The sequence below is a fragment of the Alphaproteobacteria bacterium genome (assembly GCA_040220875.1).
GTDB lineage: Bacteria > Pseudomonadota > Alphaproteobacteria > JAVJVX01 > JAVJVX01 > JAVJVX01.
Genome location: JAVJVX010000003.1, coordinates 61,129 through 79,891, shown reverse-complemented (window position 1 = coordinate 79,891; position 18,763 = coordinate 61,129). Strand labels below are relative to the sequence as shown.

14 protein-coding genes are annotated in these 18,763 nt (G+C 63.5%); 8 read left to right on the top strand and 6 right to left on the bottom strand.

The window, feature by feature from the left end:
• Nucleotides 1-15: 15 nt before the first annotated feature.
• From RLQ26_00410 to RLQ26_00390, 5 genes are all read right to left on the bottom strand, one after another.
• Nucleotides 16-2,328, bottom strand: a complete 2,313-nt coding sequence (locus RLQ26_00410; protein MEQ9087187.1) for an acyl-CoA dehydrogenase — start codon at nt 2,326-2,328, stop codon at nt 16-18.
• Between the two features lie 182 nt (nt 2,329-2,510).
• Entirely contained in the window at nt 2,511-3,638 is a 1,128-nt protein-coding gene (locus RLQ26_00405) for a DUF819 family protein (protein ID MEQ9087186.1), read from the bottom strand.
• Between the two features lie 21 nt (nt 3,639-3,659).
• The gene (locus RLQ26_00400; protein ID MEQ9087185.1) at nt 3,660-4,505 is read right to left on the bottom strand and encodes a mechanosensitive ion channel; all 846 of its coding nucleotides are present in this window, start codon (nt 4,503-4,505) and stop codon (nt 3,660-3,662) included.
• A gap of 36 nt (nt 4,506-4,541) precedes the next feature.
• Nucleotides 4,542-5,501, bottom strand: coding sequence for a ribonucleotide-diphosphate reductase subunit beta (locus RLQ26_00395; GenBank protein ID MEQ9087184.1), 960 nt, complete (start codon nt 5,499-5,501; stop codon nt 4,542-4,544).
• A 25-nt stretch (nt 5,502-5,526) separates the two neighbouring features.
• Nucleotides 5,527-7,350: a ribonucleoside-diphosphate reductase subunit alpha gene (locus tag RLQ26_00390; GenBank protein MEQ9087183.1), complete on the bottom strand. Its 1,824-nt coding sequence runs from the start codon at nt 7,348-7,350 to the stop codon at nt 5,527-5,529.
• Between the two features lie 571 nt (nt 7,351-7,921).
• Here RLQ26_00390 and RLQ26_00385 point away from each other — a divergent pair.
• The 8 genes from RLQ26_00385 (at nt 7,922) to RLQ26_00350 (ending at nt 17,138) form a co-directional block, all read left to right on the top strand.
• Nucleotides 7,922-8,773: a fumarylacetoacetate hydrolase family protein gene (locus tag RLQ26_00385; GenBank protein ID MEQ9087182.1), complete on the top strand. Its 852-nt coding sequence runs from the start codon at nt 7,922-7,924 to the stop codon at nt 8,771-8,773.
• 105 nt (nt 8,774-8,878) lie between these two features.
• Complete coding sequence (corA, locus tag RLQ26_00380; protein MEQ9087181.1) at nt 8,879-10,033, top strand: magnesium/cobalt transporter CorA; 1,155 nt, start codon at nt 8,879-8,881, stop codon at nt 10,031-10,033.
• A gap of 11 nt (nt 10,034-10,044) precedes the next feature.
• Nucleotides 10,045-11,316 carry a class I SAM-dependent RNA methyltransferase gene (locus tag RLQ26_00375; protein MEQ9087180.1) on the top strand — a complete coding sequence of 424 codons (1,272 nt, stop codon included), beginning with the start codon at nt 10,045-10,047 and terminating at the stop codon, nt 11,314-11,316.
• A gap of 90 nt (nt 11,317-11,406) precedes the next feature.
• A complete protein-coding gene (locus RLQ26_00370) occupies nt 11,407-12,138 on the top strand; it encodes a hypothetical protein (GenBank protein MEQ9087179.1) in 732 nt (243 codons plus the stop codon).
• A gap of 84 nt (nt 12,139-12,222) precedes the next feature.
• Nucleotides 12,223-12,978, top strand: coding sequence for a trehalose-phosphatase (gene otsB / locus RLQ26_00365; GenBank protein MEQ9087178.1), 756 nt, complete (start codon nt 12,223-12,225; stop codon nt 12,976-12,978).
• A 16-nt stretch (nt 12,979-12,994) separates the two neighbouring features.
• Complete coding sequence (locus RLQ26_00360; GenBank protein ID MEQ9087177.1) at nt 12,995-14,788, top strand: glycoside hydrolase family 15 protein; 1,794 nt, start codon at nt 12,995-12,997, stop codon at nt 14,786-14,788.
• The gene (gene otsA, locus RLQ26_00355; GenBank protein ID MEQ9087176.1) at nt 14,785-16,176 is read left to right on the top strand and encodes an alpha,alpha-trehalose-phosphate synthase (UDP-forming); all 1,392 of its coding nucleotides are present in this window, start codon (nt 14,785-14,787) and stop codon (nt 16,174-16,176) included. Before RLQ26_00360 ends, otsA begins: the two co-directional genes overlap by 4 nt.
• Nucleotides 16,176-17,138: a glucokinase gene (locus tag RLQ26_00350; protein ID MEQ9087175.1), complete on the top strand. Its 963-nt coding sequence runs from the start codon at nt 16,176-16,178 to the stop codon at nt 17,136-17,138. Before otsA ends, RLQ26_00350 begins: the two co-directional genes overlap by 1 nt.
• An 88-nt stretch (nt 17,139-17,226) precedes the next feature.
• Here RLQ26_00350 and RLQ26_00345 read toward each other — a convergent pair whose 3' ends face one another.
• Complete coding sequence (locus RLQ26_00345) at nt 17,227-18,567, bottom strand: acetamidase/formamidase family protein (GenBank protein MEQ9087174.1); 1,341 nt, start codon at nt 18,565-18,567, stop codon at nt 17,227-17,229.
• Nucleotides 18,568-18,763 lie beyond the last annotated feature (196 nt).

Below are 18,763 nucleotides of genomic sequence, written 5' to 3'. Positions count from 1 at the left end.
GCGTGCGCGTCCCGTCTACGACGTAGACGGTGCGGCCGGTGACGTCGTTGGTGCTGGTGTAGGCGATGGCGTGTCTCCCGGATAATTCCTTGGATAGGACGAACGCGGACTGATCTCCTCGGGCGCAAAGTCGTCGACCGCAATTACCTCGAACGCCAAGGCCCGCGCCCGACGCAGCCGGTCCGCCTCGTCGGCCGACAGAACGAATGCCGCCACGGCTGCATCGATGTCGGACAGGCGCGCGTTTTTCATCTTGCGCTCGAGCGGCTCGGCGTCAATGGCCGCGATCATGGCGGCCTCGAGCTGGCCGAGCGGCTGGCTTTCATCTCCGATGAAAATGTCTTCCGTCAGCCGGTCGCGCGTGTCGGACGGGGCGAGAAGAATTTCAGCGATCTTCTGGCCAAGCCGGTCATCGGGCGCCTTGACCCGCCGGCCCAGCGGGAAGGTGAGGAAGCGCAGCAGCCAGCCCACGGGCCGGAGCGGAAAATTCGCGAAGATCTCGTCAAACCTCTGCTGGATCCGGTGGAACGCCGCCTGCGCGGTATATTGGACGAGCGGCCGGTCGTCCTCGGGCCTGCCGTCATCCTCGAAGCGTTTGAGCGTGCAGCTCACGAGGTAAAGGTCGCTCAGGACATCCCCTATGCGGGCCGAGAGTTTCTCCCGCCGCCGGAGCCCGCCGCCGAGCGTCGCCATCAGGATTTCGGCCATGGTCGCGAAGGTCACGGACCAGCGGCTGATCTGGCGGTAATAGGGCCTGAGATCCCCGGCCGCCGGCGAGCCGGCGAGGCGGCCAAAGGTGAGATTGTGAAAAAAGGTGCGTGCCACGTTCGAGATATCGAACCAGATGTGGCGATACAACACCTCATCGAATTTCTCGAGCCCGGCCGCCTCGTCGGGATCGCTTGCCGCCAGCATTTCCGTCAGCACATAGGGATGGCAGCGGAAAATCCCCTGGCCCGCGATGATCAGGCTGCGGGTCAGGATATTCGCGCCTTCGACTGTGATGCTGACCGGCATCGCGTGATAGGCATTTGCGAGATAGTTGCGCGGCCCCTCGCAAATGGCCTTGCCGCCATGGACGTCCATGGCATCATCGACCGCGCGACGCATGGCGTCCGTGGCGTGGAACTTCATGATGGCCGACAGGATCGCCGGCTTCTCGCCCTGATCGATCGCCGTTGTCGTGACCTGGCGGCCCGCCTCGAGCATATAGGCGGAGGCGGCGATCCGCGTGAGCGGCTCCTCGATCCCTTCGAACTTGCCGATCGGGATGCCGAATTGCCGGCGGACACGGGCATAGGCGCCGGTACTGCGCGCGGCGACCTTGGTCCCGCCAGTGGACAGCGAGGGCAGGGAAATTGCCCGGCCGGCCGCCAGCGCACTCATCAGCATGCGCCAGCCCTGGCCGACCCGGTCCTGGCCGCCGATCACCCAATCCATCGGGATAAACACATCCTGGCCCCGGTTCGGGCCGTTCTGGAAAGCCTGATGCGCGGGGTAATGCCGCCGGCCGATTTCCACACCCGGCGTCGTCGTCGGAACCAGCGCCAGCGTGATACCGAGATCGCCCCCCACGCCAAGCAGGCCGTCCGGGTCCTTGAGCCGGAAGGCGAGCCCAAGGAGCGTCGCCACCGGCCCCAGCGTGATATAGCGCTTATCCCAGCTGACGCGCATGCCAAGCGTGCGCTTTCCGTCGACCTCGCCCCAGCAAACGACCCCCTCGTCCGGCATATTGGCCGCGTCCGACCCGTTGAGCGGACCGGTCAGGGCGAAACAGGGCAGTTCCTCGCCCGAGGCCAGCCGCGGCAGGTAATAACTCTTCTGCTCATCCGTGCCGTAATGAATGAGAAGCTCGCCCGGGCCGAGGGAATTGGGCACCATCACCGTCACGGCGGTCGTGATCGAGCGCGTCGCGATCTTCATCACCACCGAAGAATGGCCGAAGGCGGAAAATCCGAGACCGCCATATTCCTCGGGGATGATCATGCCGAAGAACTTCTTCTGTTTGAGGAAGTCCCATATCTCGGGCGGCAGATCCTTCAGTTCGAAATTGATCTGCCAGTCGTCGAGCATGGCGCAGAGTTCTTCCACCGGCCCGTTCATGAAGGCCCGCTCGTCGTCGGAGAGCCGCGCCGCCGGCAGGTCGCGCAGCAGGCGCCAGTCAGGCCGGCCCGAGAAAAGCTCGCGGTCCCACCAGACCGAGCCCGCCTCGATCGCCTCGCGTTCGGTCTCGGAAACCGGCGGCATGACGGATTTGAACCAATGGAGAAGCGGGCGGCTGACGAGGTTGCGCCGTGCGGAGCGAAGTGGACGGGTGAAGTTGGCCATGAGCGGATCTACCCTTCTTTTATTTATGGTAATCCTGCGTCCCGGCGCTTCACAGGGGGAAACCGCCCGGCACGCAACTGTTACCATCGTTCTACGCCGCCCCTGAGAGGTTGGGTCAGTTGGCGAAAGTTTCAACGGCCCGAATAAATTATTATTTTATCGGGACTTAAGGCCGCTCACCACTAACCGAGGAACGCTGCCAGCGCCGTGCCGATGAAATTGGCCAGGGCATAACCCAGCACGCCGCACAGGACGGCCGGCGTAACCAGCGGCCGCCAGCCCCGGGCACCCGCCATGGCCGCGGCGGTCGCCGGCCCCATCACGGCGGCATTGGACGCGATGACCAGTTCCGCCACTGTCAGCCGGAACAGCCGGCCAAGCAGGATGATCAGGCAGAGATGGGTCGTGAGGATAATGGCGACGAACGCCATGATCTGGGGCGCATGGGTGAGGAGGGCCGAGAGATCCGCGCCGGCCCCGATAGTCCCGAACAGCAGATACATCATCAGCGTGCCCAGCTCGTAGGCGCCCGGCAGCCGGCTGGGCAGCCGGGGCACGAGCGTCGCCAGCGCCACGGTCAAGGCGGTCGCGACGAGCAGAATATAGGACGGCGCAAGGCCGACCGATGCGGCCAGCACCCGGCTCAGCAGAACGATGGCGCCACTCAGAGCCAGCGCCATGGCCACGCCCGTCGGGCTGAAGGGGACCGCAGGCGCGGATGTGGACACGCCGTCCTGTCCCTCGCTGCGCAACTCCCGATCACCCAGAAAACGCCGCAGGATGGCGAGGGACGGCAACACCATGAGCACGATCAGATAGAGCGTCCCGCCCAGATTGTCGGCCGCCAGGCTGGCAGCCAGCACCGCATCGTCACCGAGGGCCAGCATGCTGGCGACGGCGGCGAAATTGACCGAGCCCCCGATATAGGTGGCCGCAAAGATCCCGGCGAGCTTGGCCGTCTCCGGCCCCAGCGGGACCAGCCAAATGCCGAGGAGGACCCCGGCCAGGGTGGCTAGCGCCGCCAGGAGGAAGGCCAGCAGGGTGGGCCCCGATTCCCGGACGATCAGCGCCAGGTTTGCCTGTACCAGCAAGAGCGGAATCGCCAGGGGCACGAGATAGGTCCAGACATGGTCGTAGACCGGCGCCGCCATGGGCAGGACATTCAGATTGGACAGAACCAGACCCGCGACGAGAATCAGCACGACGCCGGACAACCGGCCGCCCAGACGCGTGCGGTCAAACCAGAATCCCGCCGCTGCCAGGGCAAGGAGGCTCGTCCAGAGTGCGAGGGTATCGTCGGCAGCAATCATTGCGGAACGGCCGAACTGCGCCTAGGACGCTCTTTCGCCCGTCATGTGCACGACGCGTTGCGGGAAGGGGATGGTGATGCCGGCGTTGTCCAGCGCCTCTTTCAGCGCCTTGGTCAGGGAGAATTTGAGCGGCCAGTACTCCGCATTCTCGCACCAGACCCGGACAATGATATTGACCGAGCTGTCCGCCAGCTCGCCCACGACATAGAGGGGTTCGGGATCCTTGAGGCAGCGCGGGTCCCGGTCCACCACGGACCGGATCGTGTCGAGCGCGAGATCGATATTGTCGGCATAATCGATACCCAGCGTGATATCGACGCGCCGCGTCGGATAAAAGCTGAAGTTCTGGATGGCCGCGCCCCAGATTTTGCCATTGGGCACAAGAATCTGAACATTGTCCGGCGTGCTGAGCTCGGTCATGAAGAGGTCAAGGGATTTGACCGTCCCCGCGATTCCGTCCAGATCGACATAATCTCCCACGCGGAATGGCCGGAACAGCAACAGCATGACCCCCGCCGCCAGGTTGGACAGGGTTCCCTGCAAGGCGAGCCCGATGGCGAGGCCGGCCGCGCCGAGGACCGCCAGAAGACTGGTCGTCTGGACGCCGAACTGACCGAGCACTGCAACGAACGTGACCGCGAGGATGATCCACTTGACCAGGCTGGCGAGGAACCGGCGCAGCGTGACATCCATCCGCGGATATCTGCCCAGGGCCCGATCCAGTCCCCGCCGGGCCCAGTTGGCGATGGCCCAGCCGACGACCAGGATGACGAGTCCGCCCAGCAGGCCGGGCCCATACTGGCTCAACCCGTCGCCGAGTGCGCCGACCAGCCCTTCAAGACTGGTCTGAATCTCGCTTGTGTCCATCCTGGCGATCCCTTTCTCTTCCGGCCTGCCTCTTGCTCAGGCGAAGGCCTCTTCCCAGGTGCCCCGGGTCGCGGCCTTGGAGTATTCCGTCGCACGGTTCTCGAAGAAATTCGTATGCTCGATTCCATTGAGCATCTCGTCCATCCAGGGCAACGGGTTTTGGTTGAACCCGAAACGGGGCGCGAGTTCGAGCTGGGTGAGCCTGCGGTCGGCGATATAGCGGATATAGGCCTTCACTTCCTCGGGACCGAGGCCCTCGACCCCACCCATTTCGAAAGCGAGATCGATGAAGGCATCTTCGTGACTGACGACCGTCTCGCACGCGCCGAGCAGCGCCTTTTCCAGCGCGGGGGTGCGGATGGAGGGATTTTCGTTCACGAAGGTACGATACAGCCTGATGATTGAATTGGTGTGCAGCGATTCGTCCCGCGCCGACCAGGTGACGATCTGCCCCATGCCCTTCATCTTGTTGAACCGCGGGAAGTTGAGCAGGATCGCGAAGCTGGCAAAAAGCTGAAGGCCTTCGGTGAACCCGCCGAACACGGCGAGCGTCTTGGCGATGTCCTCGGGCGTGTCGACGCCCCATTCCTGCATGAAGTCGTACTTGTCCTTCATCTGGGCATATTTGAGGAACGCCTCGTATTCCAGTTCCGGCATCCCGATCGTGTCCAGAAGATGGCTGTAGGCGGCAATATGTACGGTTTCGATATTGGAGAATGCCGCCAGCATCATCTGCACCTCGGTCGGTTTGAAGACGCGGGCATAGTGCTTCATGTAGCAGTTGTTCACTTCGACGTCGGCCTGCACGAAAAAGCGGAAAATCTGGGTGAGAAGGTTGCGCTCCGCCTCACTCAGCTTCCGGCGCCAGTCCTTCACGTCATCCGCGAGCGGCACCTCCTCCGGCAACCAGTGAATCCGCTGCTGGGTGAGCCAGGCGTCATAGGCCCAAGGATACTGGAACGGCTTGTAGACGACGCGTTCGGTCAGAAGCGACATGGTTTGGCTCCAATGGCGCCGGCCGTTACTGGCAGGCGAGGCATTCTTCATAATTGACGGGTTCCGCCGGGCTGACGGCCTCGGGGGCCGAGTCCGGCGCCCGGGCGACTTCGGACGATTCAGCCCGCTGAATGGAAAGCGACCGGCAATAGTAGAGTGACTTCAACCCGCGCTTCCAGGCCTGGAAATGGATCTGGTGCAGATCGCGCTTGTGCACGTCGGCCGGCAGAAACAGGTTGAGCGAGGAGGCCTGGTCGATGAAGGGCGTGCGGTCGGCCTGATGCTCGATTACCCAGCGCTGGTCCAGCTCGAACGCCGTCTTGAAAACCGCCTTTTCGTCATCGGTCAGGAAATCAAGGTGCTGGACCGAGCCGCCGTTCACCGTGATGGTGGACCAGACTTCATCCGTATTGCGCCCCTTTTCCTCCAACAGCTTCGTCAAATGGCGGTTGCGCACATTGAAGGAGCCCGAGAGTGTCTTGTGAGTGAAGCTGTTGGCCGCAATGGGCTCGATCCCCGGGCTGGCGCCGCCGCAAATGATGGAAATCGAGGCCGTGGGCGCGATCGCCGTCTTATTGGAAAACCGCTCATTCATGCCGTAATCGGCCGCGTCGGGGCATGGTCCGCGCTCGATCGCCAACGCCTGGGAGGCGGCATCCACGCCGTCCTTGATGTGCTTGAAGATCCGGCGGTTCCATGACTTCGCGATGGCCGATTCAAAGGGGACCATCTTGGATTGCAGAAAGGAGTGGAACCCCATGACGCCAAGCCCGACGCTACGTTCGCGCATGGCGGAGTATTTCGCCTTGGCCATCTCGTCCGGCGCGCGGTCGATAAAATCTTGCAACACGTTGTCGAGGAATCGCATCACATCCTCGATAAAGGCAGGGTGATCGGCCCATTCGTCATAGGTCTCGATATTGAGCGAGGAGAGGCAGCAAACCGCCGTGCGGTCATTGCCGAGATGGTCGATCCCGGTTGGCAGTGTGATCTCGCTGCACAGGTTGGACGTCTTGACGGTCAGGCCGGCCAGCTTGTGGTGCTCGGGCATGGCGCGGTTCACGGCATCGGAATAAATGATGTAGGGCTCACCCGTTTCGACCCGCGCCGTCAAAAGCCGCACCCAAAGCGCCCGGGCCGACACGGTATCCGCCACGTGGCCGTCGAGCGGGCTGATCAGCGCCCACGCCTCGTCCGCCTCGACAGCACGCATGAACGCATCCGACACCAGCACACCGTGATGAAGATTGGGGGCCTTCCGATTGGGATCGCCCCCCGTCGGCCGGCGAATTTCGATGAATTCTTCGATTTCGGGGTGATGAATGGGCAGGTAGACGGCGGCGCTGCCCCGGCGAAGCGAGCCCTGGCTGATTGCCAGCGTCAGACTGTCCATCACGCGAATGAAGGGGATGATGCCCGACGTCTTGCCATTGCCGCCGACTTTTTCCCCGATCGAGCGCAGATTGCCCCAGTAGCTGCCGATGCCGCCGCCCTTGGCGGCAAGCCAGACGTTCTCGTTCCACAGGCCGAGAATGCCGTCGAGGCTGTCGGACGCCTCGTTCAGGAAGCAGGAGATTGGCAGCCCCCGCTCCGTCCCCCCATTGCTGAGGACGGGGGTGGCGGGCATGAACCAAAGGCGGCTGATGTAGTCGTAAAGACGTTTCGCGTGTGCGTCATCGTCGCCGTAATAGCCGGCTACGCGGGCAAACAGGTCCTGGGGCTTCTCGCCGGGCAGGAGGTAGCGATCTTCCAGCACTGCCTTGCCGAACACCGTCAGGCGCGAGTCGCGCGTATGCTCCACCTCCACGCGTGCGCCATCGGCGTACTGCACCGCCCGGCCCAGATCCATGCCCGACCTGAAACGGTCCTCTGTCGCCGCCGCCCGATCGTCGCCGGCCGAGGCCTCCGGGCCGCCTTGAGCGATGCTGTCCCTGATGCCGTCCATGATGTGCCGCTCCGACTGTAAGAAAGGCGCGACGGGCCGTGCCCTTCGCTCAAAACCTCGTCCGGGCCCTCTTCAGGCCGGATATATCGTGTGGAGGTGTCCCAACCCCTGTCGCCGCCCGACCCCCTGATCTCCCCAGCATTTGGGGAACAGACTCGGCAGACAACAAGATATGGTAGGGCGAGCGGACCGGCCCGTCAACGGAGACGGGCCTCGGCGGGGCCGATTTCGACACGGAAATTTATCCCCACCCTCGCTCCCCGCCAAAGCGCGCGGAGGTGGAGGCGATAGCGGGGGCCGGACCCGTTCATTCTCCGTCATCCCGAAATTATCCCGGCCCGGTGCCGCCCTTATCCACCGCGCGTCAGAGATTTTCCCCCAAGTTACACACAGATTTTTTCGCACCGTTTGGGCTTGGCAAGCCGCCCTCGAAGTTGTCTCTATTGGAAGACACAGGCAAGAAGGGAGAAAGCGGGTGCATCTGGTTTCATTCGAGAAGGATGGCGAGGCCGGGTTCGGTGCGGTCACCGATGCGGGCATCGTTGATCTTCGCGAGCGCGTCTCGCCCGGTGTGACGACGTTGAAGGGCGTGCTGGAGCATGACGCGCTCGAGCGGGCGGCGGCGCTGGCCGAGGACATCGAAGCCACGCTTTCCCTCGACGAGGTCACGCTCCTCCCGCCATTGCCCGATTCGGGGAAAATCATTTGCGTCGGTCTCAATTACCTCGGCCACGTCAAGGAAATGGGCATGGACGTGCCATCCTACCCCTCGCTTTTTCCACGCTATCCCGGGTCGCTGGTTGGACATGGTGACGCACTCGTCCGCCCCGTCGTGTCCGAGCGCTACGATTTCGAAGGCGAGCTTGCGGTCGTCATCGGCCGGCGGACAGGCAAGACCTCGGCCGAGACGGCCCTCGACAGTGTCGCCGGCTACACGATCCTGTTGGACGGCTCGATCCGGGACTGGCAGCGCCATACCTCGCAATACATGCCGGGCAAGAACTTTCGCCGGACAGGCGCGATGGGGCCGTGGCTCGTAACCCGCGACGTCATAGCCGACCCCCGTCAACTTACCCTCGAAACGCGGCTGAACGGCGAGGTGGTCCAGAATGGCAGTGTAGGCGATCTGGTTTTTCCGATCCCCGACCTGATCGCGTACATCACCACATTCATGGACCTTCTGCCGGGCGACGTGATCAGCACCGGCACGCCTTCAGGCGTCGGCGTGGGACGCGAACCGCCTCTCTTCATGAAGGCGGGAGACCAGGTCGAGGTATCAGTCTCAGAAATCGGCACGCTCGCGAATACGGTCATTGACGAAAACTAGGACGAAAACTAGGACGAAAACTGGAACGAAAACTGGCGCGCCCCGATATTCGCCCGGTCCCCGGCCGGGGTCGGGCGAGACGGCGACAAACCCGGGAGCCCACAGGTGAAGAACCGCATTCTCGGCAAAGGCCTTCCTTTCAGTTCGCGCCACCGCGTGGTGCCGAAAATCCGCCATGCGCCCGGCGCCAGTCCGGGGACACTGATCGCCGACCCGCTTGCCGGCCGGACAGAAATCGAGGTCATCGCCTTTGGCCCTGGCGGGCTGCGCGAGGAAACCGTTGCCGGCCCGGAAGGGATAGAGGATGTGGCCAGCGAAATGGCCGTGGTCTGGATCAATGTCAACGGACTTGCCGATCTCGACCTGATCCGGGCCATATCGGACAAATTCTCGTTCCACAGCCTCGCCATCGAGGATGTCGTCAACACGTATCAGCGCCCGAAGGCCGACGATTTCGACAATCACATCTTCACCGTGATGCGGCGCTTCGAAGTGCAGCAAAATCAGTTGCTGGCGGAGCAGATTTCGGCATTCCTGATCGGCCGCTATCTGATCACCTTCCAGGAACGACCCGGCGACTGTTTCGATTCGGTGCGCGAGCGCATTCGTTCGGACAAGGGGCGAATTCGGAAGTCGGGGGCCGATTACCTCATGTATGCGCTGATCGACGCCGTGATCGACAGTTATTACCCCCTGATCGAGTATTACGGCGAGGAGTTGCAGGGCATCGAGGAGGATGTTCTGAAAACGCCGGACGTGCGCCATGTCAACACGCTCCACCGGATCAAGCGTGACCTGATGCTGATCCGCCGGGCGCTGATGCCCGAACGGGAGGCGATCGGCGCGCTGTTACGGGACGATTCGCGGCTGATCGCCGAACCAACACGCGTTTACCTGCGCGACTGCTATGACCACGCGATCCAGTGCATGGACAGTATCGAGGTCCTGCGCGAAATCGCTTCCGGCCTCGTCGAGCTGTACCTGTCGAGCCAGAGCAGCCGTATGAACGAGGTGATGAAGGTGCTGACCATCATCGCCACGATCTTCATCCCGCTGGGCTTTATCGCGGGACTTTACGGCATGAATTTCGACAGCGCGGCCTCGCCCTACAACATGCCGGAACTGAGATGGCCATGGGGCTATCCGATCGCTCTCGGCTTCATGGCGCTGGTCGCGGCCTGCATGGTTTTCTACTTCTGGCGGAAGGGCTGGATCGGGCGCGAGCGCGGCAGTCCGGACCGGCCGTCGCCGGACGAGTGAGCCCGGCCGGCATGCTTGTCGAGATCGAGGCCCTTGGCCAGGACGGTGACGGAATCGCGCCAACCGATAAGGGCCCGGTTTTCGTGCCCTACACCGCGCCCGGCGACCGGGCGCGCATATCCCTGATTGAAACCCGGGCCGGCGCGGCGCGGCGCGGCGTTCTTCGCGAAGTGCTGAGCCCGGCGGCCGGACGGCAAACGTCACCCTGCGTCCATTTCACCCGTTGTGGTGGCTGCCGCGTGCAGCACCTCGCGCCCGAACTTTACCGGCGCTGGAAATACGGGCTGCTCGAGGCGGCGCTGGACCGCGCGCGCGCCCTGCCCGAGGAGCGGCGCGCGATGATCGGGGTACCGCCCGGCACCCGACGCCGCGCACGGCTGCACGTGCGACACCTGCCGGATGGTATCAGGCTCGGGTTCCACGAGGCGCTCAGCCGACGCATCGTCGATCTTGACGAATGCACGATCCTGCATCCCGATCTGCTTGATCTCCTGCCGCCGCTGCGGTCCGTCCTTGCCACCATTCTGGCGCGGGGACACCAACTCGATATCTCCCTGACGCGTCTCGATGACGGGGTCGATCTGGTGCTGCATGGCCTGGCCCGACCCAAGCTCGATGTGATCGAGCGGCTTACCGATTTTGCCCACCGGACAGGGCTGGCCCGACTTTCCGCCGGGCCGCCCGACGGCCCGGTCGAACCGGTTGCCAATCTGGCACCGGGGCACCTCACGATCGGCCCGGCCCGGATCGTCCCGCCCCCAGCCCCTTTCCTGCAGGCGACGCGGGAAGGCGAAGAAGCCCTGGCCGCTGCCGTGCTGGCCGCGCTCGCCGGCTGCCCGACCGGCGCAAAAGTGGCCGATCTTTTTTGTGGCATCGGGACGTTCTCCCTGCGCCTCGCGGCACGCCACCCGGTGCTGGCGCTGGACGGCGACAGCGCGGCCATTGCCGCGCTCGATGCCGCCGGCCGGCAGGCCGGTCTTGCCTATGAGCTGACAGCCAAGACGCGGGATCTCGGCCAGCGTCCGCTCGAGGGGGACGAGCTGGCCGGACTCGGCGCCGTCGTGTTCGACCCGCCACGCGCCGGCGCCCCGGCCCAGGCCGCCGCGCTCGCCCGAAGCCGGGTGCCGGTGGTGGTCGCCGTCTCGTGCAATCCGAAGACCTTCGCGCGCGATGCGCGGATTCTGATGGATGGCGGTTACCGGTTCGCGCATGTGCAGCCGATCGACCAGTTCCTCTGGACCGCACATCTCGAGATTATCGGCGTGTTCCTCAACGAGCGCTGAGGGACACCCGGGCCGCATTGCCGCTTTGGGATCGTCATGATTTCCTGTTAGGTTAAGCGCCGTAACGCAACCATTCGTGACAGGACTGGCATGGCCCGCAAACACCCGCTTACCCAGAAGGATTTCCGGTATATTTACGACACTTTCAAGGCACCGGTAGCCCGGCTGGATTGCGGCAGGAAATGCGCGCCGCTCAATGGCGGCAGCCCGGTCTGCTGCAGCACGGATCACGCGGTGCCGGTGGTGGTGAAACCCGAGTGGAAGCTTCTGCAGAAGCGCACCGATCTCTGGCACGGCTACAAGCCGAAGGACAAGGCGGGCCGGGACATCGTTAAGGAAGCCGGCACGTCCTGCAAGGCGATCGAGTGCAAGGGCGCTGCCTTTTGTGAACGGGACAACCGCACACTGGCTTGCCGCGCCTTCCCCTTTTTTCCGTATGTTTCACGCGAAAAGGAAGTGATCGGACTCGCCACCTATTGGGATTTCGAGGATCGCTGCTGGGTGATCAGCAATCTGCGCCAGGTGACGGCCAGCTTCGTCAGCGAATGCCTCGACGCCCATCTTTATCTTTTCGAGCGTGACCCCGAAGAATTCGAGACCTACAAGGATTATTCGGCCACGATGCGCAAGGCCTTTTCGCGCAAGAAGCGGCCCATCATCATCCTGACCCGCGAGGGACAGTTCCTCAAGGAACTTCCGAAAAAGGGCGGGGTCAAGCCCGCCAGGGACAAGGACGTCAAGCCGCTCGGTCCCTACAAGTCGGAAAAAGCCTGGAAGAAGGCGGTCCGGGAGGCGGAAGAGGAATTCGGCCCCGCCGCCTAGACATTTCGCCGCCGGTTGCCCTGGCCGATGGATCGCGCCCGCGAGTTCCAGTAGGCTGGCCGCGTTCAGATTTTCCGACCGCAGATGACCTCATTGATTTCCGATGCAGCCGGTTTGCCGGCCCCGTCCCGTCACTGGGCCCTGTTTCTCGATTTCGACGGCACAATCGCCGAAATCGCGGAGGCGCCCCATCTCGTGGCGCTTGACCCGGAAATGATTCCCATACTCCGGGGTGTGGTCGCCGAACTGGCGGGTGCCGTCGCCGTTATCACCGGCCGTACCATCGCCGATCTCGACAGCTTCATGGCACCCCTGACCATGGCGGCGGCGGGCATCCACGGGCTCGAACGGCGCCTGCCGGGCGAAAATGCCGTGACCCGCCTGGACCCGCCCCGGATCGACGCCGTCAAGTCGCGCCTCGCGGCGTTCGCCGCCGCGCGTCCCGGTGTGGTTTTTGAGGACAAGGGGCCAGCGGCGACGCTCCATTACCGGCAGGCGCCGGCGGCCGAGAACGACATTCTCGCACTCGTGGCCTCTCTCTGTCAGGGTCTCGACGGTTATCATGTGATGCATGGGAAATGCGTCGTCGAGATAAAGTCGGATATGGCCGACAAGGGCTCGGCCATCGAGGCGCTGATGCAGTACGCGCCCTTCCGGGGCCGGCGGCCGGTGTTCATCGGAGACGACATAACCGACGAGGATGGCTTTCGAGTGGTGAACACCATGGGCGGGTTCGGCGTCAAGGTGGGCAACGGAAACAGTGCCGCCGGATACGCGGTCAAAGACGTTCAGACAGTTCACGAATGGCTCAGGATGATGCCGGGTCTTTTAGCGGAATAGGCAGGGGTGGAACGAAATGAATTCTCTGGGCCTCGGCATCATCGGCAATTGCGCCTTTAGCGCGCTGATCGACGACTGCGCCCGCGTGCAGTGGATGTGTCTCCCAAGATTTGACGGCGATCCGGTCTTTCACGGCCTCCTGAATGGTGACGATATCGCGCCCGAGGATCAGGACGGAATCTTCTCGATCGTGCTCGAGGATTTCGATCATGCCGAGCAGGCATACGCGGAAAACACGGCCGTGCTCAAGACCGTTCTGTACGACCGCCACGGGCAAAGCCTTGAAATCACGGACGTGGCGCCTCGTTTCCCGGCCCGGGGGCGCATGTTTCGCCCTCTCGTCCTGCTTCGCCGCGTGCGGCCATTACGCGGCCGACCGCGGATTCGCGTCCACCTGCGCCCGCAGTTCGAATACGGCACGGCCCGGGCCACAATCACCCACGGCAGCAACCATATTCGGTATGTCAATTCGGGCACTGTGCTGCGCCTGACCACCAACGCGCCCGTGACCTATGTGCTGGACGAAAAATTCTTCTTTCTCGACCAGCCCTTCAGCCTGGTCCTGGGGCCGGACGAGACACTGACGGAGGGGGTCGAGGAAACGGCGCGCGATTTCGAGGAACGCACGGTCGATTACTGGCGCACATGGTGTCGCCGGCTTGCCATTCCCTATGAATGGCAGGCCGCCGTGATCCGGGCAGCCATCACGCTCAAGCTTTGCACCTTTGAAGAAACGGGCGCCATCGTGGCGGCGATGACCACCAGTGTTCCGGAGGCCGAGAATTCCGGTCGGAATTGGGACTACCGCTATTGCTGGCTCCGGGATGCGTTCTTCGTGATCCGGGCACTCAACAGCCTGTCCGAAATGGAGACCATGGAGAACTACCTGCGCTACCTGACAAATATCGTCGGCAGCTCGGAAAACGGCCATCTTCAGCCGGTTTATGGAATTGGACTTGAATCAAGGCTCGACGAGCGAATTGTTCCTAATCTGCAAGGGTATCGCGGCCAGGGACCGGTCCGGGCCGGGAATCAGGCTTATGAACATTTCCAGTATGATGTGTATGGCAATGTCATTCTCGGCGCCGCGCAGTCGTTCTTCGATTCGCGCCTGTTTCGCAAGGGGAGCGTCGACGACTTCCACTTGCTGGAAGAAGCGGGAGAACAGGCATTCCGGCTTTTCGACCAGCCCGATGCGGGCATGTGGGAATTTCGCACCATGGCGCGGGTTCACACCTCGTCAAGTGTGATGTGCTGGGCGGCCTGCGACCGGCTCAGCCTCATCGCCAGGCAACTCGGCGTGACGGACCGTGCGAACCTTTGGGCCGAGCGAGCCGACAAAATCAAGACCGTGGTCATGGAGCGGGCATGGAACGAAGACCTTTCGTCCTTCGTCACCAGTTTTGAAGGCTCGGACCTGGATGCCGGGCTACTTCTCATGACCGAAGTCGGCTTCCTGAAACCGAGCCATCCCAAATTTCTGGCCACGGTGGAGCGAATCGAAAAAACCCTGCTCAAGGGCAAGCATATGTTCCGCTACGCCGCCAGGGACGATTTCGGCCTGCCGGAAACCGCCTTCAATATCTGCACCTTCTGGTATATCGACGCCCTGGCGCGGCTGGAGCGATTCGACGAGGCGCGCGAGATTTTCGAAAGCATGTTGAGCTGCCGTAACCATCTCGGCCTTCTGTCCGAGGACGTGCATCCGGATACAGGCGAGCTTTGGGGCAACTTTCCGCAGACCTACTCGATGGTGGGCGTCATCAACGGTGCGGTGCGACTCAGCCGACGATGGGAGAGCGTGTTGTGAAACGCCTTGTCGTCGTCTCCAACCGGGTCGGTCCGATCCGGGACAGTGCACGCGCCGGCGGGCTGGCGGTGGCGCTGGTAGACGCGCTCAAGGATCGCGGCGGCCTGTGGTTCGGCTGGACCGGCAAGATCAGCGAAAAAGGCACGCACGGGCCGGTGCATCAGAAAGCCGAAGGCAACGTGCGTCTGGCGACCATCGATCTGACCAGGGCCGATTACGACGAGTACTATTCCGGCTACGCCAACAGCACACTCTGGCCCGTCTTTCACCTGCGCCTCGATCTCGCGAATTTCGATCACCGGTTCGAGGACGGCTACCGGCGTGTCAATCGCCGCTTCGCCGCCCAACTCGCCCCGCTCCTGAAGCCCGACGACGTCATCTGGGTCCATGACTATCATCTGATCCCCCTGGGTGCCGAATTGCGCGCTATGGGCTGGCAGGGCCCGATCGGATTTTTCCTGCACATCCCGTTTCCCGCTTCCGAAATTCTGAAGGCGCTGCCCCATCACGACTGGCTGGCGCGCGCATTGTCCGCCTACGACCTGGTGGGTCTCCAGACCCGTGCCGATCGCAATGCCCTCGTGCGCTATCTTGAAGAGGAGGACATGGGCGAGCATATCGAGGACGGCCGCCTGCGGGCCTTCGGGCGAAAATTGTCGGTCCAGGCCTTTCCCATCGGCATCGATGCCGGAACCTTCGCACGCTTTGCGACTTCGGCCGACGCCAGGCGCCAGATCGGACGCCTCAGGGACCTCCTCGGCAAGCGCTTGCAGATTATCGGGGTGGACCGGCTGGACTATTCCAAGGGGGTTCCCAATCGTTTTCGTGCTTTCGGGCGCATGCTCGAGGATTATCCTGATAACCGGGGCCAGATCAGTTTTTTGCAGATCCTGCCGCCATCGCGCGAAAACGTCGACGCCTATGCCGAGATCAAGGCCGATTTGGAAGCGCTCTCTGGCGAGATCAACGGACGCTTTGGCGACTATGACTGGACTCCGATCCGGTATATCAACCGGGCCTTTGCGCGCCGTTCGCTCGCCGGATTCTACCGGGCCAGCCGAATAGGGCTCGTGACCCCGCTGCGCGACGGCATGAACCTGGTCGCCAAGGAATATATCGCCGCGCAGGACCCGGCCAACCCAGGCGTCCTGATTCTTTCCCAATTCGCCGGTGCGGCCGAGCAGCTTCGCGACGCCCTGATCGTCAATCCCTATGCCGAGGAAGATATGGCGGAAGCGCTGCAGCGGGCCGTTCATATGCCACACAAGGAACGCACGCGACGCTGGGAAAGCCTGTACCATGTTGTCGAAAGCGAAGATGTGGTGAAGTGGCGCGAGGATTTTCTCGCCGCGCTCGAGGCTGCCCATAACAAGGCGCGACGGCCCTGATGCGCGCCCCCGCCGTCATCGCCGACCTGGGCGGCACCAATATCCGATTTGCCTTGGCCGAGGACGGCCAGCCCGTCCAGATCCGGAGATTCCGGATCGCCGATTTTGCGTCCTTTGGCGATGCGCTCGCCCATTATCTGGATCGGGTCGGGCTGGCCGACAAGGGATCGCGCACGCCGGCCGCGGTCGCCATCGCCGCCGCCGGGCCGGTCAGGGGCCGGGAAATCGCCGTGACCAATAACGACTGGATCGTGCGGGAAGCCGATATCAAGCAGCTTGCGCCCGGCGCGGTCGTTCACCTGCTCAACGATTTCGAGGCGGTCGCCGACGCCATCCCCGGCCTGACGGCGGCGGATGTCGCACCGGTTTCCGCTGTCCTGGCGCTCCTGCCACCGGCCGCGCCAGCGATTGCGGTTGGCCCCGGAACCGGGCTCGGCATTTCCGCCGTGATCCCCGACGGCGAAGGGGGCTGGCGGAGTTACGCGGGTGAGGGCGGCCACATGACCCTGGCTGCCACCGACGAAGCCCAGGCCCATGTGCTCGCAATCCTGCGCCAGCAATTCGGACGCGTTTCCCTCGAGCGCGTCCTTTCGGGACCTGGCCTTGTGAATCTCTGGGCGGCGCTGGGCGCGGCCGAGACGCAGCGTTTCGATCCGTATCTTTCGGCCGGCGAAGTGTTCGATCTGGCGCGGCGCGGCGATTTGCGCGCGTGCGCGGCGGTCGACCTCTTCACCGAATTCCTCGGCGCCATCGCCGGCGATCTCGCGCTGGTTTTCGGCGCCACCGGTGGCGTGTTCCTCGCCGGGGGCATATTGCCCCGCTGGGGCGAGACCTTCGCGGCCGAGCGGTTCCTCGCCGCCTTTTACGACAAGGGCCCGATGACCGACTACGTCCGGGCGATCCCGGTCGCGCGTCTGACCCTCCCCGACCCGGCCCTGGCCGGCCTCGCGCGCAGGGTCTGAGCGTCGTCGTCCGCGCAAAAGACGACGGGCCCGACCAGCGGGCCCGTCCGACGGCGATGATGCGGGCGAGATCGCCCGCCACCGGTTCTCAAAGATCGTACTGCTTGCGCACGATGTCGCCGATGCCCATGCGATCCAGGACCGGCATGGGGCAGAGAAGCCCCACCTTGACCACGCCGGGCAGGCGGCCGATTTCGATCGAGCCGGTAATGGTCGCCCGGTTCTGGACTTCCTCGAAAGAAAGCCCGGTTGCCTTGGCCGCGCGCTCGAGCCCGTTCTTTGTGGCTGCGTTGAGATCCTTGCCGCTGCCGATGAATTGCACCGGTCCGCTTTCCTCGAGTTCCCCGACGCCGTATTTCTGCGCAAGCGCCTCGGCATGCCGGCGCATTTCCTTGGTGACCGGCCGCAGCAAGTGCGGCAGGTCCTCATAGACCGGCAGCAGGATCGGCCCGTCAATGGTCACGCCCTTGAGGAGATCCACGCGGCATTCGACCTCAGAGGCTGAATCGGTCGCGTGGCCCGCGACCTCGCCATTGCCCTGCATGGCGTGCATATCGCCCATATAGACCCCGGCTTGCGGCACCTTGACGGGGCAGATCAGCACCGCCCCTTCGCGCACCTGGGCGCAATCCATATGGCCATCGGTCTTGTGCCGGTTGAGCTCTTCCTCGTCCTTGACCCCGAATTCGTGATCGGCACCGATCAGGAACTGGCCGAAATCTCCGGCGTTGTGGGAATCGGGCATGTTGGCCGATGGCGTCGTCCCGATATTGCCAAGAAACGGCATGACCCGGGTGATGACCCCCGGCATCTCGCCCGCGCCATAGAGCAGGATCGGGTGAGCAGCCACGTTGGCCGGGGAGTGATGCAGCGCCTTGGCGTTGTTCGCCACCTTGGCCGCGACCTCGGGCGGCACGGTGATGGCCACGTCATGCTCCTTGTCCATCACTACCGTGTAGCCGTGAGCAAACCGGAACACGGAAGCCTCCGCCCCGCACTCCTTGCAGTGAATCGATTCCGGCCCGATTCCCTCGACATAACTTTCCGGGTTCTCCGCGCCGCAATTCGGACAAATCTTGGCGACGAAAGGGTCCTGCTTGTAGCGCCCTTCGAGAAACGAATCGACACCCGACGAGGATGCTTCCGACACGTTGCGGCAGCGCTCCAGCGTCAGCGCAACCGAGTCGCCCACCTCGGCCCCTTCGACCGCCACGGGCTGCGTCACCTCATGCCCGCCCTGAAAGGCCGGCGTAATCATCGGTGACCAGCAACCCGGCGGCGTGCCGGTAACGATGCGCCCGCCGCTCTTGACCGGTCCCAGCATCGTCTCGCTCGGCCCGACGCGGCCACGGGTAAAGGTGGTCACATAAACCTCGTCCTGGCCGCCGCCGCCGCCGAGGGATCCCAGATCGGCAACTTGCTCACTCATGGGCACATCCTTTCTCGTCTCGTGGTCCGGGTCGCCGGCAACCGGGCCCGGCGTTCTCCCGTATCGCTCGCCTGGTGAAATCCTAGCGGACGGCGGCGGTCCAATGCTAGGCCCGCGAGGCGGCGTGCCAACCGGAAAATCGCAGATTCGGCCTTTTGCCGTGCGGGGATGGCTTTTTTTGTGCCATGCCGCACCG

Bases quoted from the DNA above. Each gene is read 5' to 3' on its own strand.
- RLQ26_00370 (MEQ9087179.1), top strand. From the start codon at position 11,407: ATGGCCCGCAAACACCCGCTTACCCAGAAGGATTTCCGGTATATTTAC.
- RLQ26_00395 (MEQ9087184.1), bottom strand. From the start codon at position 5,501: ATGTCGCTTCTGACCGAACGCGTCGTCTACAAGCCGTTCCAGTATCCT.
- otsB (MEQ9087178.1), top strand. From the start codon at position 12,223: ATGACCTCATTGATTTCCGATGCAGCCGGTTTGCCGGCCCCGTCCCGT.
- RLQ26_00400 (MEQ9087185.1), bottom strand. From the start codon at position 4,505: ATGGACACAAGCGAGATTCAGACCAGTCTTGAAGGGCTGGTCGGCGCA.
- RLQ26_00390 (MEQ9087183.1), bottom strand. From the start codon at position 7,350: ATGGATCTGGGCCGGGCGGTGCAGTACGCCGATGGCGCACGCGTGGAG.
- RLQ26_00360 (MEQ9087177.1), top strand. From the start codon at position 12,995: ATGAATTCTCTGGGCCTCGGCATCATCGGCAATTGCGCCTTTAGCGCG.
- RLQ26_00350 (MEQ9087175.1), top strand. From the start codon at position 16,176: ATGCGCGCCCCCGCCGTCATCGCCGACCTGGGCGGCACCAATATCCGA.
- RLQ26_00405 (MEQ9087186.1), bottom strand. From the start codon at position 3,638: ATGATTGCTGCCGACGATACCCTCGCACTCTGGACGAGCCTCCTTGCC.
- RLQ26_00345 (MEQ9087174.1), bottom strand. From the start codon at position 18,567: ATGAGTGAGCAAGTTGCCGATCTGGGATCCCTCGGCGGCGGCGGCGGC.
- RLQ26_00410 (MEQ9087187.1), bottom strand. From the start codon at position 2,328: ATGGCCAACTTCACCCGTCCACTTCGCTCCGCACGGCGCAACCTCGTC.
- RLQ26_00375 (MEQ9087180.1), top strand. From the start codon at position 10,045: ATGCTTGTCGAGATCGAGGCCCTTGGCCAGGACGGTGACGGAATCGCG.